Raw genomic sequence first — 15311 nt, 5'->3', positions numbered from 1 at the left:
CTCCTACGTTTTCGTGCCAGCGATCCGCCTGGCGTTGCGTGCTTTCGCGCGTTCGTACGCGGTGCGTTTGGTGCTCGCCTTTTTCGCGGTCCGCTTCTTCATCTGCTTCTCGCGGGCGGGATGGTCCTTCGGTTCCTTGCCCTTTTTCGAGTTCGCCCGCGCGAGGACGAGCCAGAGATCAGCGCTCAGATGGTTAGCGATCGACCATGGTTCGGTTCCTCCGTTGTCGAGGATCGCCATCGCCGACGTCCGTGGAAGGTGGCGCACGCGGACCCACACCTGACGCAGGGTCAGGCGTGGGTTCCCGTCGTCGTCGGTTCGCCACAGGTCGCGGAGGTCCATACCGTGGTGGAATCTGCTCAGGTCGGCCTCGATCGCGTCGCACTTCTCCTGGTCGCGGAGCAGTGCGAGGAGGCCTAGGAGTTTCCCGCGCTCTCGAACCCGGCCGCGGTGGCGAACAGGTCCATCAGTTCGGTCGCCGCCTGGAGCGGCTGCATGCCCTCGGCCTGGGAGCGCATGCAGAACCAGTTGAACTGTTTCTGGCCGAGCAATCCCTTGACCATTTGCAGGGGGTTCTTCTCGATCGCGCCGAGCTGCCAGTCCCAGTTGTTGAGCACGGCGCTGCGGTCGATGCGCAGCTCCTCACCGAACAGCGTGAGGAGCAGATCGGAGTCCTCCGCCTCGGCCTGGGCTGGTGACTTCTTCGGCTTGCGGTCCTGCGGTTTGGGTGCGTGGCTCGGGATCGACCCGGCGGCCCGGCGCTGCTTGCGGTTCGGGCGATTTGCGCGGACGACTGCGGCTGCAGCGGTACGCGTTTCGTCCACCTCATCGACCTCGTCGGGCTCGTCAGCTTCGTCGTCCTCGGCGGGGTCCTCGTCGTCGTCCAGCTCGGGGTCGGCTTCTCGTCCTTCGCGGAGTGCGGCGGCGGCGGCGCGGAGTTCCTCCGGGCTGAATTCCTCGTCGTTCTCGAACGCGTCGAAGTCGTCATTGGCGGGCATGTGCAGCTCCTTGACTTGTGCGCCAGATTGCGGGCGCGATGGCCGCGACCACTCGGGCCGCGGCGGTTTCGGGGAGACCGGCCGTGATCAGGTCGGCGTGGATGGTGGCGACGGGCGTGACGAAGTCGGACGACGCGGCGGCTTCCGCCTGCTCGGTCGCCTCGATCTTCTCGGCCGCCTGGATCGCCTTCGCGACCTTGGCTCGAAGACGCGGGGGCAGGGGCTGTCCTGGCTCGACGATGCCGAGCCGCTCGGCGGCCTCCTGCATCTCGTGATCGGTCGGTGTGCGGGGCATGACGCTCCTATGTGCAGCCGGGTGCAGCAGAGGTAGAACCGGCCGCCTGGCGGGCTGCACTCCACCAGGCGGCCGGGGTATCAGGCGACGGTGACCGTGCCAGAGGGGGTCAGGCTGGTACCCGACGCGGTGACCGTCGTGACCGGCACGTAGAACGTGGCGGTGTAACCGGACAGACCACCCGTACCGGTGACGGTGACGTTGCCCTCGCCGACGACCGAGAGCGCCTCGAGTGCGGACTCGAACTGGGCCCGCGTGATCGAACTCGCCAGCGGCCCGGTCGCCTTCGTGTCGACCGTGACCGTCCAGGTGCCGCCCGTCGTACCGGCCGGGAGGGTGAACGTCTTCACGATGGGCTCGATCGAGGAGGTCTCCACCCGCTGGAATACGTCACCGTTCGCGTCGTTCGCGTGGTGGCAGGCGATCTCGTAGGACTCCTGCTCACCCTCGACCGCGCCACTGTGTCCGGTCAGCTCGAACAGCGCAGGCCGCAGAGTGATCCGAATGTCGGTGACGATGTCCTCGTCGCGCAGGACGTACGCGACGTAGAAGTACACACCCTTCGGGGCGCCGATCTTGTTGGGCGAGGAACCGGGCAGCACGAACTTGCGTGTCACCGAGTTGTCCTCCAGGGCAGTGAAGCCGGTGGAGATCGCACCCTTGCGCGCCTTGCTGCGGTACCGGGGGTGGCCGAACCCGTCGTAGTGGGTGATCTCGATCTCGGGGTTGACCGGGATTCCAGCGGACGCGTCGAGGAGCCCGACGAATTCCCACAGCGGATCGAGTTCCTCGTCGACGTTCGCGGGAATGTAGGGCGCGATGTTCCCACCGACGACGGCGCTGCGAGGGATTACGTAGGTCTCGGCCCCGTCCCAAATCCGGGAGGCATCGGGATTGATTTCGTTTGGCATGGCAAAGCACCCCTTTCAAGGGCATTGGGCCACCGAGTGGCAGCTAGACAGAGAGGGTGCGGACGGTGGTCCGAACCGTGAACGAGGCCATCAACCCGTCGTTCTTGGGGTCCCGGGCCGCGAGGATGGACGACGGCTCGCGAACATGCGCGATACCCGGGATCTTGTGGGCGAGGAGCACGCCCATGCACAGCCCGGCGAGGTCGCGTGACTGTGTCTCGCTCACCGACCACACGGTCACCCGAAGAACCGGACGGGTGGCTACCGGCCAGCGGGTCGGCCCGCCGTCGTCGAACACACCGATATGCGGCTTCGAGTGCGGGGTCCACTGGTCCGGGACCGCGAGCCCGGCGGTGAACTGGACCGCTGTCAGCGCGGGCAACGCCGTCTTCAGGTAGTCCTTGGCGTACAGCGCGGGATGCCCGGGGGTTCGTACCGGCTTCATCGAGTCCGCACCTCGAGCCCCACCGCGGCGGCGGCCCGGGTCAGAGCACCGTCGCGGGCCTGCCGTGCGGCCGGGACAGACACTTTCGCTGCCCGCCGGTCAGTGGTGTACTCCTCGACCTCGGCGTCATCGCCAACCTCTCGGGCGATCTCCCGGGCGAGCGCGTTGATCCGTGCCGCGTACTCATCGGATTTCAGGATCTTCGCAACACCCGCGTAGTTGAGCCGGAAGCCCTGCCGTCGCACCATGGTCACCCCCTGCTCAGAGTCGCGAAGACGACCATCGCGCGGCGTCCGGTGCCGAACGCCGATCGCCAGTCCGCCACCCGCACGCCGTATCGGTCGCCGCGGACGATCAAGTCGTCGTCGTTGGTGAGGTCGACAGCCTTGGTGAAGTAGACGGTGTACGCGATCTCCTCGCCGTTGCGGCCGTACTCCTCGAACCCTTCGCTCGCTCCCGGTTCGACCCCGCGGGCGGTGAGCTCAAACGGCGGGCCACCGGTGTCGGGGAGCGGGTCGTTGTTCTCGTCGTACGCCAGGGCGCGGACGCGGTGCACTTTCTCGCTCATGCGCCCCACCCGATCTTGTACCGGGCGAGCACAGCCAGCTGATTGGGCAGCAGTTGGACACCGCCCGCCGATCCGCTGTACTCAAACGGGCCGATCTTCTCGGCCACCGCGTCCGGCTCGGTGGCCAGAACCTGTGTGGTGGCGTCGAGCACGACGGCTTTAACCTCGTCCGGCACAACCGGGTAACCGTGCTCGAGCGTGACCACGACGCCACGCCACCGGTCCGTCCACCCGGACCGCTTGCGGAGCATGCCCTTCGCCGACCACTCGTACGCGCTCGGGTCGAGCGTGACGCCGTTCTCCACTACCGAGGTCACGCTGACAATTCGGTGGGTTCTGAGCAGCAACACATCGTGCCCGTTGCCATCCACTGTCATTGTCTCGGTCTTCACCGGAGCGACGTGCCATTCGCAGAATCCACGGATCGCAGAGATGACGCCGGCGAGCCTGGTTTCTTCGATCCCTGAGCCGGACCGGAACGCGACCAGATCCTCAGCAGTGACGAGTTCAGGCTCGGCCGGCGTCGTCACTTCGCTGCGCTCTTGTTCGCTGCGGTGCGGGCCTTGTTCGCCGGGGTCGGTGCCGCCTTCTCCTCTACGGTGTCAGGCTTCTGCTCGTCGGCCTGTTCCTTGGCGAGGCGTTCGGGCTCGGCTGCCGCCTGAGCTTCAGCTTCCGCGTCGGCGGCGGCCTTCGCGTCGAGCGTGTCGTCCACGGTGAGGCCACGCTTCTCCGCGTCCTCGTCGTTGAGCTGTACGGTCGTCGACCAGCCGTTGATCTCGACCTCATACTCTTTGAGTTCGGCCATTGCCGTTACCCCTTCGTGAGTGTTGGTGCCCCGGCTGGGCGCGGGTGTCGACTCCGCGCCCAGCCGAGAGCTGTTGAGTAGCAACGATTAGGCCGTGGCGACCTTGACGAACGCGGTCGGGCGGGTCACCGCGAAGGCGAGCCGCTCCTCGGCGAGGATCGCGACCATGTTGCGGATGAAGAAGTCCGCGTGCGAGTCGGTGATCGTCACCGTGGTCTGCTCGCGGTCCCACAGGACTGCCTTCTGGAAGTCGCCGACGAGAGCGGTTCCGGCTGCCTGGGTCTCGGATTCGACGACTGGCAGGTTCCACACCGTACGTCCGCCCATGTACTGCGGTCCGCCGTAGCGGTAGGTGCCGTTGAGATCCTTGGCGAGGTCGATCTTCTCGGCGTCGACCGGGTTGACGACGACCGCGTTGGGGTTGACGCGTCCCACGGTGCGGGCCTTGGTGATGCCCTTGCGGATCGACTCGAAGATGTCGGTCGAGAAGGTCTGCGTCTGGATGCCAGACCAGGCGTTGATTCCGGTGAGGTTCTCGCCGGTGCCGTCGCCGTTGAGGATCTGCGCCTCTTCGGTCTCGGCGATGTCGGCGCGGAGCTCGTCGTTGATCAGGCCTTCGAGGGCCGCGACGTCGGCGAGCGCGCGCTTGGTGGCGGGCACCCATTCGGCGATCGTCTTGACGTTGGCGACCTTCCGCTCGTACGCCCAGGAGCCTTCGGGCTTGTAGCCGCCGTTGGGGTTGAGGACGAGAGCGCCGGCGGTGCCGGGTGCGGTCGGTGCAGCCGAGCTGGTGGCCTCGGCGACCACGGCCGCAGCGTTGGTGTGCGAAGTCTGCGCGACGTACTCGACGGCGTCGGAGCCGGTGCGGCGGACCGAGACCAGGTCGCGGATCGTCAGTTCCTTGCGTCCGAGGGTCTCGACGATTCCGGTCTGCTCGTTGACCACGAACGCGCCGGCGCTGGTGTCGGTGCCACCGACGAACAGGCCCTTCATGCCGATGGGGTCGGTCTGGAACCGCGAGCGCTCGGGGATCGGCGCGCCCTTGTACGGGGCGAGGGCGTCCTTGAATGCCTGCGAGTCGACGACTTGGAGGCCGAGCGACTTGACTCGCTCGCGCACGGGGCGCTGTCCCTGCGACTCGATGTCGTCGACGGCGGGCTGGCCGATTTCGGCGGCGAGTCCCTTCGCTTCGTCGAGGACGGCGAGGTCCGCCTTGGCGACCTTGATCTGGTCGAGAAGGTCGCGGCCCTTCTTCATCTCGGCGTCGTACTCGGAGCGGACCTGTTCGGACCAGGTGCTGGGGTCGGCGTCGGCCTTCTCCGCGATCTGGCGGGCGGCTTCGGTGGCCTTGAGTGCAGCGGTCTGCAGGTCGGCCAGCTTCGTCTTGGTCATCATGATGATGGGTTCCCTTTCTCGGGAGGTTGGGTTAGGCGCTCAGCTCGATCGCGAGCGCAAGCGCTTCCAGCGCTGCCAAGGGGTTGACGGACGGGTTTGCCTGCTTCTCCGCTGGCCCCTGATCTTCGGGACGGGCGGTGTCGGCCGGTTTACCGCTGGCCTTCTCCTCGTCGGTGGAATCGAGAACGGAGAGCACGCGGCCGATGGACTCGTGCGCGGTGCGGAGTTCGCTCTCGTTTTTGGCCGAGATGACTCGGCCAGCCTTGGCATCCTCGACGATCCGGTCGGCCAGCGCCGGGATCGATTTCACTGCGAGGATGTCGGTCTCTTGGTTGGCCCCGATCGGAACGACCGAGACCTCGTAGAGCTTCAGCTTGCGCAGCTCGTAGTAGCCCTCGGTTTCGCCTGAGTCGTCCGCCTTCTCGCGCTCGGCGTATCCGCCGCCGAGGACGTCGTAGGCGAAGCTCATCTGGGACACGCGGCGGCCCTTGATCAGCCGGTACACCTGCAGGGCTTTCGGGCCCTCCAGGTCGAGCTTCGCGTGCACCTTCAGTCCGATCTCGTCTTCTTCGGCGCTGAGGATGTGCCCGATGTTGTAGTCGGGGTCACTCATGTTGTGGCCGAACAGCAGTGGGATCGGGTCACCGGACTTCGCCCAGTCGGCGAGGGTGTCGGCGAACGCGCCCGGCATGACGATGTCGCCGTACGAGTCCTTGTTGCCGAACACGCTGGCGTACGCGGTGAACTCGCCGTCTTCGAGTCCGTCGTCGGTCCCGGCCTTGACCCGCACCGGCGCGCAATTCTTGGTGAGCATCAGTTGCCCTCCTCGGGGTTCTGGTCGTCGGCGGTCGGGTCAGTCGTTCCCGGCGCTGCGGGGGTCGGATCCTGGTCGCCGTTCTGGGTGACGTTCAGCGGACGCACCAACTCGTCGCCGCCTTCGAGCGGCGGCCGGTTGTCCATGGCGCGGGCTTCGTTCACCGTCATGTACGGAGCACCGACCGACTTCTGCAGACCCTCGGACCGTTCCTTGAACGAGCCTCGGAGCTTCTCGGCGAGGTTGAACTCGACGTACACGTTCACTGGATCGGGTAGGTCGTCGATGAGTTGCAACGCGATCTCTTCCGAAAACATCGTCAGCCACGGGCCGAGGGTGTCGGCATACAGCATCTTGTGCTGCTCTTCGATGTTCGAGAACGTGGCGTGGTCGAGGATGCCGATCATCGGCGGCGGGATGAAGTACGCCGCGGCCACCTCTTCCCGGGTGAGCTTGCGAGCCGCTATGTACTGAAGCTCCTCAGCGGTCTGGGCCGCACCTTTGAACGTCATCCCGTCTTCGAGGATCGGTGTGCCGCCGACCATCGGACCGTTGCCGGTGTACTGCGAGCGCCACATGGTGCCGAAGCGGTCGCGCGCCTCGGGGGTCCAGGGCTTCGCGTCGGTGGGGCGTTCGAGGTAGCCCGAGACTCGGGCACCGTTGCGCAGGATTCCCTCACGCATACGGGATGCCTCGTACTCCTCCGAGAGCGTGCGGCGCAGCGATTCGAGCGGCGAGGTACCGAAGAGGTCGCCCATGCCCGAGTAGCCGCGGAAGAACACCACCTTGTCGGCGGCGATCTGCACTTTGCCCTTCGATCCCTTGACCTCGAAGTACTCGGGGTACAGCCAGTTGTCGCCCTTCGGCGTGACCATCGGGGGCGGCAGCCGAATCAGTCCCGGCCCGGCGGTCTTCTGCCAATACGCGCAGTCGAAGATTCCGAGGTCGTGCACGAGCGCGTCCATCATCCGGTAGCGCGTCGTCCATAGGTTCGGCTTAGCGATCAGCTTCGCGAGCGGGTGATCGGTCAGACGCTCACGGTCAGCGTCGCCCTTGCGGCGGAAGGTGTGAATTCCGAGTTGGGCAATGTTGCGGGCGAGGAACGAGACCGTGGTCCGCACCGCGGGCTGGGTTCGCCAGAGTTCGTAGTAGTCGACGGACAGACCGTCTGCCAGCTGGATCTTGGTGATCGGTGGCAGCTCGGGCTTGTTGAGTCCGCGGATCGATCCTTCAGAGACGACGAACGACATGGGGCCGCCTCCTTCAGGTCGTGGCTTGGATGAAATCGATGTGGTCGCGCTCGATCAGGATTTCGCCATCGGCCGGTGCCGGAGCGACGCCGTGCTCATGCACCACGGCGTCGCGGACGATGACGACTTTCGGGGTCGACTTGGTGACGATCCCGGCTATTGCGTTGCCGCTGCGCAGGTTCACCACCACCCGGCGATGAATCAGCAGTCGGCGGTAGGACAGATGCGGCGCGAGCGCGGCGGCTGAGAGCACGACCAGCGCGACAATCGCGACGGCCGCGCAGATCCATGTACTCATCGGTGCCCTTCGTCAGACGATCATCAGATCGTTGGATTCGTAGTAGCTTTCGGTTGGCCCCTCGGACTCGAGAGCCCGCGCGATTGCCATCACCATGGCGTCGACGGCGTCGATCTTGTCTCCCGAATTCGCCTTGTCCGGCTTGACGTTTCCCGCTGCATCCATTGCGACAGCCAGGTTGTCGACCATCCATCGAACGGCGGGGTTGCCGCGGTGCTCGAGTGCGGGCGCACCCTTCGCCCCGAGGAGGGTCAGTCGCTGAATCTCCTTCGTCGGAGCAGACATCGACGCGAAGCCCTGGCCCATCGTCACCATCGGCGCGTCCTCGGCGACGAGGTTGTTCACCAGCTGGCTGCTGTTCCACCGGTCGTACGCGATCTCCTGGACGTCGAACGTCTCGCAGTCCGCGAGTAGCTCGGCCTGGATGAAGTCGTAGTCCGACACGTTGCCGGGTGTCGTCTTCAGCCAGCCCTCCCGCACCCACACCGTGGCCGCGCCCGCCGTCCTCTTGTCGAGGGCTTCGAGGTTGTCCTCGGGTGTCCACAGCCGCCAGATCATCTGGTACCGGTCGCGGGCCGCGTTGGGGAACGCCCAGCACAGCGCCGTGAGGTCGGAGGTGTTACCGAGGTCCAGGCCGCCGTAGCAGGGACGGCCCGCAAGGTCTGCCTCGTCGAACCCTGGCCCGGCGTTGCGGTCCCACGCGGCCAGCTCGATGTACCGCGAGAGCTGCTTGGTGCGGATCCCCAGGTGCAGGCGCAGGAACTTCGCCAGATCGGCCGGCGACTGCTGCGCTTCGAGGGCCTTCTCCCGCAAGTAGCGGCGGGTCGGCGAGATCCCGTAGCCGGGGTTCGCCTTGCGCCACGTCTCTTCGGCGAACGGATCGTCCTCGGCGGTGACCGCGAAGACGACGCCGTAGGTGCTCGGGTCGGTCAGTGCGCCGCGGGCGAGCTGCTCGACACGAGTGCGTTTCGCGTCGTACGGGGTGTGCCGTCGACCCGCGTCCGCTGTCGTGATGAACATGATCAGCGGTTGGCTACGCGAGCCTGTGCCCGTTTCGAGGGCCTCGACCAGTTCGTCGTCCTTGTGCAGGTGCAGCTCGTCGATGATGCCGCCGTGGAGGTCGGCACCGTGCTGGGCGTCACCCGCGTTGGCGATCGCCTTGAAGTACGAGCCGGTGCGCTTGTGCAGGATCTGCGACTTCAGCGGCTTGACGAACCGCTTCAGCGCGGGCGACGAGTCGGCGAGCTGCCTGATCGGGTCGAACACGAACCCGGCCTGATCGCGGGTCGTCGCCGCTGCGATGACCTGTGCGCCCTGCTCACCGTCCGCACAGGTGAGGTAAATCCCGATTCCGCCCGCGAGTGTCGACTTGCCGTTCTTACGTGGCAGCTCGACGTACAGCGTGGTGATGATGCGGACGTAGTCGCCCAGGTCCTCGTCGAGGTGCACCCATCCGAACACCGGGGCGAGCACGTACGCGATCTGCCACGGGTCCGGCTTCAGCGGCTTGCCCGCCATCCGGCCCTTCGTGTGACGCAGGAGCGAGAAGACGAGGAGCACTTTGTCGACGCGCTCCGGATCGAACGCAGCACCCGGCAGGTCGCGGGGCTCGGGTGTCTTGTGCAGCGGCGGGCAGTCGGGCAGCGGTATACCGCGCGAGAGCATGTACCAAGCGACCTCGGGTGAGATCTTCAGCCGCGAGAGTTCGGCGTCGCTGGGCATCTCTACGTCATTGGAACGGGTTTTCCGAGTCCTCTTCCGCGTTGCTGCGGGCACCGTCCCTCACTAACCGGCCCTCGGCGCTCGGGGTCAGCCCGAACTCCTGCGCCCATGAACGAAGCTGCTGCGACGCCTTCTCCATAACGGAGACGCTGGGATTCTTTGTGTACCAAGTAGTTTCGGTTCCATCCTTGCGGGTGGACGTGTTCTTCACGACCGCGCCGTCTCGCCGAACGCTGCGCACGGCGTCGACCCAGGTGGCCCAGGTCTCGCAGTACGCGGTGAGCGAGGCCCGGTCCTCCTTCTTCACGAGGTCCAGGCGCGTCAGCTCGGGCAAGATCCGCCGCCATTCCGCCTTGGCCTCGCGGGAGAGCCACGTCGGAGGCTTCGGGGGAAGCCGTTTGAAGGGCGGTGGCGGTGCGACGGGTCGGCCGGCGACGTCGTGTCCCTCGGATCGACCCTTCAGAAGGCGGATGTTCGCGGGGGCAGGGGACGGACCAGGCATCAGAACCTCCAACGACAGGCCATTCAGCGAGGCCGATACGGGTATCGAAAAGGGTTGAAACGCCAGTTCAGGGGTGGTGACCCCCCATTGCACCCAACTTGTTCAGAAAAAAGAAGAGTTACCCGGCCGAGGTCCCGTCATCCCTGGTCAGAGATTCGGACCCCCCTACCCCTCTGACCTGCTGTTATGTGTCAGAAGGGCGCGGGGTCGTCATCGGCGGTGCGGCGACGTCGCCCGGCGCGGGCCTCGGCGAGCGTCTTGGCCTCATGGTGAGGTCCGCAGAGGGACTGAAGGTTGGCCCGGTCGTACCGGTCTCCGCCCGATGCGAGGTTGACGATGTGGTCGACCTGGGAGGCGAGTCGTCGACAGCCGGGGGCTTGGCAGATCGGGTGGTCTTCGAGCTGCTGCTTCGCGAGGAGTCGTCCGCGTCTCGTCGATCCACCTGAGTAGCTCGACCCTTGCCAAGCTGGTCGGCAGGTCGGGCATCGCTGCCCGGCGCGCACTCGGCCGCGGCACTTGTTGCACACCTTCGGTGGCATCGATGGCATGGCCATCACCTCCAACGAAAGATCTCCCACACCCGAACCTGGGCATGGGAGATCGACTGGGGACATTGTGCCTGTGGATAACTCACATAGCAAGCCAGCTCATCAGCATGGGCGTGTCTCCTTGTCGGTGCACTGTGCTCATGATCGCCACCTGCCGAAGTCGGGGTGCTCTCGGTAGACCTCGGTGAGAGGCAAGAGCGCGAACTGCTTGTGCTGTTTGACCATTGCGTGGAGCACTGGGTCGGTCCGGTAGTCGGGGTGCTCGCGTGCCTCGCGATAGGTCTCGACGATCTTCCGCTTCGCCGCCACCTCACGCAGCACGCGAGCGGGGTCATGCCGGGCGATGTGGACAGCGTCCTCCTCGTGGCGCAATGTTCCTGCTACCCCGTCGACGTCGGCGTAAATGAGGTCGATGCCCCTGCTCTCCCACTTGCCAGGGACTAGGCACCGCGCCTCATCGGCTATCCGCTCATCCTCGTCGAGTCGGGCATTCAGAAAGTCCACGATGTCCATCAGACACTCGCCTTCTCTTCGAGCTGGGCACCTGGGGTGCGCAGCATGGTCGACAGCCAGTCCCATTCACGACGAGGCCAGGCAGGCATCCCATCCTTCCGCATCCCGCACGCCGATGACGGTGGCACGCAGTACTCGCCGGTGCAGACGATGACCGGTTCGTCGGCCTCGTCGTCGAGGTCGGGGTAGACGATCTGCATCGTGCGTTCACCTCCGAGGATGGCGCCAATGGTTCGGCCCTCGCACCACGGGCAGATGCCGTTCATGACCTGGCCGTCACGCACATCGCCGAGCAGTCGGGCCGCCGCACCGACGAGGCCGGCTATCTCTGCCGCGACCCATGGCACGGTGCGGTCGTCGAACTCCTGTGCCGCGGACAGCCAGAGCCGGGCGACGAGCAACCACGGGACGGGGTACTTGGCGGCGGATGCGGTGGGGAGGAACCGGGCGGTGTGCCATTCGATGGCCGCAGTCACGGCGGTCGCGTCGAGCCACGCCCACGGCTTGCACTGGGACTGCTCCCCCGAGAGTGCGGCCTGCCCGAGTCCGGCTACCTCGACGACGGTGCGGCAGATGTCCTCGGATCGGGATGCGATCAGGGCGAGGAGGTCGAGCACGCCGACGTCGACGGGCGACTGACGGGGCACGCCCTTCTTGCCGAGGCGTTCTCGGTCGGCGGCCGAGAGGACTCCACGGCGTCGGGGTGTCTCGACCCATGATCGGGCGGTGCCGGGGATCTTCAGGTTCACGATGGCCGGCCACGCCTCTTCGAGGTAGGCGAGGTCCTGGGCGACGGAGTGGACGGTGGTCTTCTTCATGCGCGGGTGCTGCCTTCCCTCGTCCGGTTGTTGCGCTTGCGCAGGCGTTGATAGATCCGCTCGCCGTTCTCGACGGATGGGGTGCGGACGCCGCGGGCGTACTTGGTGTGGGCGTCCTTCAACTCGTCGGTTGACCATCCCTCGGACGGGTCGTCGAGGTTCATCCATGCGAGGAGCTGGCCGATCTGCTTGTCCGGGTCGACCATGGCGGCGCAGGAGATCGCGATGCCGGTGAGCTGCTGTGGGGTGAGTCCTCGGACGAGGGTCTCTACCTCAGCGGGGCCGCCGCCGCCGTGGACGATGCCAACCAGTTCGAGGGCCCGGGAATCGAGTTGGTGGATCTCTGCGGGGGTGAGGTCAGTCATTGGTTCTCCCGGGGGTCAGCTTCTGAGAGGAGCGTGGTTTACGACGTCTGCGACCACGTGAGGACTTCCGAGGGTTTGCAGATCGGCTATCAGAGGGTGGGGGTAGAGCTGGGCTCCCGTCCCGTCCCGACCCGTCCCGTCCCGACCCGCCCCGACCGGTTCCGACAGGATTTGCAGTCTGCGCTCTTATCGGATCTTGCGGGATCTTGTCAGGGTCCTGCCAGGACTGGGGTTCGTGCTGGTCTGCCCCGGTGTTGGTGGCGGTCGCCGACACGTGGTCGGGTCGCTCGGAAGAGGCCGCGGTCGCCGACATGGTGTCGGTTCGCTGTGCAGGAGTGTCAGAGCCGTGCGTGGTGCTGTTCTGATCGGGTGTGCCCGCGTGCCCCGACTGGTTGTCGGGTCGCTCTCCTGTGGTGGCCGAACTCGCCGCCGTGGCGGGGCTCTGGCCGTGCATCTTCGGGGTGGCCGGCGGCTGGGTGCCGGGGGCCGGTGTTCCGGGGGCTACGACCTTGCGGGGCCGTGGCGGGACTGGCAGGCCTTGGTCCTTGCGCCAGTTGTTCTCGGTGAGCCAGTCGATCGAGTGGCGGGAGAAGTACGGCTGCACGGGCGCGTCGTAGAGGTTCGGGTGCTTCTCGGGGTGTGCGCCCTTGCCCTTCGAGGCGTTGCAGCTGCGGCAGCACACGACGTAGGTGTCGATAGTCGCGCCCTGGCCGGGGACGAGGTGGTCGTATGTCCCTGCGCGTCCGCCTGTCTTGGCGGACCAGTCGACGACCTTTCCGCACCACCGGCATGCGTCACCGTCGCGGAGGCGGACGGGAACGATCAGGGCGGGGTTGGAGTTGTCGGACTTGCGCTGCTTCTCCCAGTCGATCTCTTCCCGCAGCCGAAGGTGCAGGAAGTCGTGATCATCGTCGATGAGCTTGTAGGCGGTGCGGCCGTCGACCTCGATCTCGGACATGTAGCCCGCATAGATCGAGACGGCGACCATGACGTCGACACGCGACGGACCAGCCATCAGAACCGCTGTACCGCGGGAAACGACGTAGTCGGTTGTGTGTGCGCCTGCCTGCGCTGAGCATCGGCTGATGAAGCCGTGGACTTCGTTGACGAGTCTGTCGTCGCACTCCTCATGCTCGAGAACACTCAAGACGATCGGATGGTTCGCGGACGTGTCGCCCCACCGCACCCACGGCACGTCAGCCACCTACCTGACGGCTGTGGAAGTTGAGAGCGGAGAGCATCATTCGTTACGTCCTCACGGTGGAATCGATGGGCCTGGGGCATACGGAGGCGGAGGGGCACGGCTAGTCACTTGACCCGCCTTGTGGGTCGGCGGTCCCGCTTCGACTTCTGCGGCTGCTGAGCCCACATCGGTGGCATGGTGCTCGGACGAGGCAGCGCGCGCTCCTGCGGTGTGCGTGTGTCCGGAGCGGTATCCGTCGTGGGCTCGACGCCCGGGAGGGTCCACGTCCCAACCGACAGAACCCATTCGATGGCCGTGTGGGGAAGCACCCCCCGCAACCGGTCCTCTTGCCAGTCGAGGAGCTTGAAGTCCTCGCCGTACACCTTCGGTTCGCCGTCAGGGATCGGCTTCAGATCGTGACCCCACCCGCCCAGGGATATCGGGTCGTCGGGCAGCTCGGTCACAGCGTCGCCTCCCACGGTTCGGATGCGCTCTCGCGGCGCACAATGACGACGGGCCGCCGCGCGGGCCGGTACCGCTTCGTCAGTTCCCAGCCGAGGTGCTTCACGGCTTCGGCTTCGGTGAGTACGTACTGGAACGGGTGCAGGCATCCCTCGTCGGGAATCCACGCGACGCCCCACAGGTATCGGTCGAGTCCCTTCGGCCAGCCCACGGGATGCTTTGCGGCACAGTGCCCGAGCCCGCTGTGCTCGCAGGCGGGCATCAGGTACCCCGCGTCAGGGTGAACGCGTCGATGGCTCGGCGAGCGGTCTTACGTGCTCGGCGGCGACGGGCCAGCTCCCATTCGAGCCAGCCCATGGCGTCGGCCCAACTCGGGCCGAGGAAGAGAGCAGCGTCGAAGCCATACTTCCCGCCGTCGCGCTCGATGACCTGCCATGAGCCCGCCCACAGTTCGCCTTGACGGGCCTTGCGGATGTACCAGCGCGCCATCACGCACCGCCTTCGAGGATCGCGAGCAGCTCCACGCCGTGGGGTGTGCCGCGCCAGTCGGCGCGTCCGGCCAGGTCCTCCACACGACGCAGTCGCGCGACCAAATCCATGACCATCGCGTTCGAGCGTGAGTCGATTCGGTCGGCGACCTCGGCGATCTGCCGGGCCTGGATGCGAGTGGCCTCCTCGCGCGCCTCGTCCCGTTCCTGCCGATACCGGTCTACGACGGCGAGCAGCTTGGCGTTCTCGGCCCGCATCTCGTCGACCTCGCGCACGGCCTGGGCGATGCCGCGGTCGCACTGCTCGGTATGGCTGCCGAGACCCTTCTGCTCGCGGGCCCGTTCGATGCCGAGGCTCATGGTCGGGCCTCGATGTAGTCGACAACAGCCTTGACGTGGCGTGCATCGTCGAGCGCGTTGTGCAGTCCGGCCGTCTGCTCGGGCACGCGCGGGTTGCCGAGGTCGCTGAGTCGCTGCTGCAGATCCTTCGTGAACATCGGGATGCCGGTGGGCAGTCCGATCATGCGGCCCCACAGCTGGCACAGAACGACGTGGTCGTACGCGGCGTAGTCGGCCCACAGTTCGACACCGTGGGCGGCGAGGAGGAAGTCTCGGACCTCGTTGGCGATGACCCATTCCGGTTTGACGCGTGAGTCTCGGCGGTCGACGTCCAACGTGCTTACCGATGGTCGCGGGTGGTGATTGGGCGAGTTCTCGACGTACCGCTGCAGGGACTGCGGCTCGTTCACGGGCAGGCTCGTCATCACATTGCGGAGCAGCCAGTCGTCCTTGCGAATCCGGGCAATCGGAAGATCGGAGCTGACGGCGTAGTACTCGCGGCCATCCTCGGCGACGATGCCGATGCTGATGAGGTCGATGGTCATGCCGTCTTCGAGGAACTCGGTGTCGTAGAAGTAGCGGGTTGCCATGG

At 66.2% G+C, this 15311-nt stretch carries 25 protein-coding genes; 1 reads left to right on the top strand and 24 read right to left on the bottom strand.

The genetic code is table 11. The annotated features are described in order from the left end of the window. Window positions 1-3: 3 nt before the first annotated feature. Window positions 4-240, bottom strand: a complete 237-nt coding sequence (locus tag NOF53_RS12020) for a hypothetical protein (protein WP_255968458.1) — start codon at window positions 238-240, stop codon at window positions 4-6. Window positions 241-258: 18 nt separating this feature from the next. On the opposite strand from NOF53_RS12020, the gene NOF53_RS12015 reads away from it, so the two are divergent. Continuing rightward, window positions 259-420, top strand: a complete 162-nt coding sequence (locus NOF53_RS12015) for a hypothetical protein (protein WP_255968456.1) — start codon at window positions 259-261, stop codon at window positions 418-420. On the opposite strand, the gene NOF53_RS12010 is transcribed toward NOF53_RS12015, so the two are convergent. The 23 genes from NOF53_RS12010 to NOF53_RS11895 all read right to left on the bottom strand — a co-directional run bounded on the left by NOF53_RS12010 (window position 417) and on the right by NOF53_RS11895 (window position 15309). After that, on the bottom strand, window positions 417-998 hold the full coding sequence (locus tag NOF53_RS12010) for a hypothetical protein (protein ID WP_255968454.1): 582 nt from the start codon (window positions 996-998) through the stop codon (window positions 417-419). The two genes, NOF53_RS12015 and NOF53_RS12010, sit on opposite strands and share 4 nt — an antisense overlap. Next, the gene (locus NOF53_RS12005; protein WP_255968452.1) at window positions 985-1293 is read right to left on the bottom strand and encodes a hypothetical protein; all 309 of its coding nucleotides are present in this window, start codon (window positions 1291-1293) and stop codon (window positions 985-987) included. Before NOF53_RS12005 ends, NOF53_RS12010 begins: the two co-directional genes overlap by 14 nt. Window positions 1294-1373: 80 nt before the next feature. Beyond that, entirely contained in the window at window positions 1374-2204 is an 831-nt protein-coding gene (locus NOF53_RS12000) for a hypothetical protein (RefSeq protein ID WP_255968450.1), read from the bottom strand. Window positions 2205-2247: 43 nt separating this feature from the next. Next, entirely contained in the window at window positions 2248-2649 is a 402-nt protein-coding gene (locus tag NOF53_RS11995; RefSeq protein ID WP_255968448.1) for a hypothetical protein, read from the bottom strand. Further along, window positions 2646-2897 (bottom strand): hypothetical protein, encoded by a 252-nt coding sequence (locus NOF53_RS11990; protein ID WP_255968447.1) that lies wholly within the window; start codon window positions 2895-2897, stop codon window positions 2646-2648. Before NOF53_RS11990 ends, NOF53_RS11995 begins: the two co-directional genes overlap by 4 nt. Before the next feature lie 2 nt (window positions 2898-2899). Then, complete coding sequence (locus NOF53_RS11985) at window positions 2900-3217, bottom strand: hypothetical protein (RefSeq protein WP_255968446.1); 318 nt, start codon at window positions 3215-3217, stop codon at window positions 2900-2902. Next, window positions 3214-3747 (bottom strand): hypothetical protein, encoded by a 534-nt coding sequence (locus tag NOF53_RS11980; RefSeq protein ID WP_255968445.1) that lies wholly within the window; start codon window positions 3745-3747, stop codon window positions 3214-3216. Before NOF53_RS11980 ends, NOF53_RS11985 begins: the two co-directional genes overlap by 4 nt. Continuing rightward, window positions 3744-4022, bottom strand: coding sequence for a hypothetical protein (locus NOF53_RS11975; RefSeq protein ID WP_255968444.1), 279 nt, complete (start codon window positions 4020-4022; stop codon window positions 3744-3746). Before NOF53_RS11975 ends, NOF53_RS11980 begins: the two co-directional genes overlap by 4 nt. A gap of 87 nt (window positions 4023-4109) precedes the next feature. Then, window positions 4110-5417 (bottom strand): phage major capsid protein, encoded by a 1308-nt coding sequence (locus NOF53_RS11970; RefSeq protein WP_255968442.1) that lies wholly within the window; start codon window positions 5415-5417, stop codon window positions 4110-4112. Window positions 5418-5448: 31 nt separating this feature from the next. Next, on the bottom strand, window positions 5449-6231 hold the full coding sequence (locus NOF53_RS11965; protein ID WP_255968440.1) for an HK97 family phage prohead protease: 783 nt from the start codon (window positions 6229-6231) through the stop codon (window positions 5449-5451). Continuing rightward, window positions 6231-7481 (bottom strand): phage portal protein, encoded by a 1251-nt coding sequence (locus NOF53_RS11960; protein ID WP_255968438.1) that lies wholly within the window; start codon window positions 7479-7481, stop codon window positions 6231-6233. Before NOF53_RS11960 ends, NOF53_RS11965 begins: the two co-directional genes overlap by 1 nt. 13 nt (window positions 7482-7494) lie before the next feature. Then, entirely contained in the window at window positions 7495-7779 is a 285-nt protein-coding gene (locus tag NOF53_RS11955; protein ID WP_255968436.1) for a hypothetical protein, read from the bottom strand. A gap of 12 nt (window positions 7780-7791) precedes the next feature. Continuing rightward, entirely contained in the window at window positions 7792-9501 is a 1710-nt protein-coding gene (locus tag NOF53_RS11950) for a terminase large subunit (RefSeq protein WP_255968434.1), read from the bottom strand. 7 nt (window positions 9502-9508) lie between these two features. After that, window positions 9509-10003: a phage terminase small subunit P27 family gene (locus NOF53_RS11945; protein ID WP_255968432.1), complete on the bottom strand. Its 495-nt coding sequence runs from the start codon at window positions 10001-10003 to the stop codon at window positions 9509-9511. Between the two features lie 686 nt (window positions 10004-10689). After that, window positions 10690-11064, bottom strand: coding sequence for a DUF6221 family protein (locus NOF53_RS11935; protein ID WP_255968430.1), 375 nt, complete (start codon window positions 11062-11064; stop codon window positions 10690-10692). Continuing rightward, entirely contained in the window at window positions 11064-11882 is an 819-nt protein-coding gene (locus tag NOF53_RS11930) for a hypothetical protein (RefSeq protein WP_255968428.1), read from the bottom strand. Before NOF53_RS11930 ends, NOF53_RS11935 begins: the two co-directional genes overlap by 1 nt. Continuing rightward, window positions 11879-12247, bottom strand: a complete 369-nt coding sequence (locus NOF53_RS11925; protein ID WP_255968427.1) for a hypothetical protein — start codon at window positions 12245-12247, stop codon at window positions 11879-11881. Before NOF53_RS11925 ends, NOF53_RS11930 begins: the two co-directional genes overlap by 4 nt. After that, window positions 12240-13262 (bottom strand): HNH endonuclease, encoded by a 1023-nt coding sequence (locus NOF53_RS11920; RefSeq protein ID WP_255968425.1) that lies wholly within the window; start codon window positions 13260-13262, stop codon window positions 12240-12242. The genes NOF53_RS11925 and NOF53_RS11920 overlap by 8 nt, the downstream gene beginning before the upstream one ends. Window positions 13263-13555: 293 nt before the next feature. Next, entirely contained in the window at window positions 13556-13894 is a 339-nt protein-coding gene (locus tag NOF53_RS11915) for a hypothetical protein (RefSeq protein WP_255968423.1), read from the bottom strand. After that, window positions 13891-14103, bottom strand: coding sequence for a hypothetical protein (locus NOF53_RS11910; RefSeq protein WP_255968421.1), 213 nt, complete (start codon window positions 14101-14103; stop codon window positions 13891-13893). The genes NOF53_RS11915 and NOF53_RS11910 overlap by 4 nt, the downstream gene beginning before the upstream one ends. 50 nt (window positions 14104-14153) lie before the next feature. Then, window positions 14154-14381, bottom strand: a complete 228-nt coding sequence (locus tag NOF53_RS11905; protein WP_255968419.1) for a hypothetical protein — start codon at window positions 14379-14381, stop codon at window positions 14154-14156. Then, a complete protein-coding gene (locus NOF53_RS11900) occupies window positions 14381-14740 on the bottom strand; it encodes a hypothetical protein (RefSeq protein ID WP_255968417.1) in 360 nt (119 codons plus the stop codon). The genes NOF53_RS11905 and NOF53_RS11900 overlap by 1 nt, the downstream gene beginning before the upstream one ends. Next, on the bottom strand, window positions 14737-15309 hold the full coding sequence (locus NOF53_RS11895) for a 3'-5' exoribonuclease domain-containing protein (RefSeq protein WP_255968416.1): 573 nt from the start codon (window positions 15307-15309) through the stop codon (window positions 14737-14739). Before NOF53_RS11895 ends, NOF53_RS11900 begins: the two co-directional genes overlap by 4 nt. Between the last annotated feature and the right edge of the window lie 2 nt (window positions 15310-15311).

Source organism: Rhodococcus tibetensis (assembly GCF_024438035.1).
GTDB lineage: Bacteria > Actinomycetota > Actinomycetes > Mycobacteriales > Mycobacteriaceae > Rhodococcus_F > Rhodococcus_F tibetensis.
Note: the sequence above shows the minus strand (reverse complement) of the source record. Positions and strands in the feature narration are given on the sequence as shown.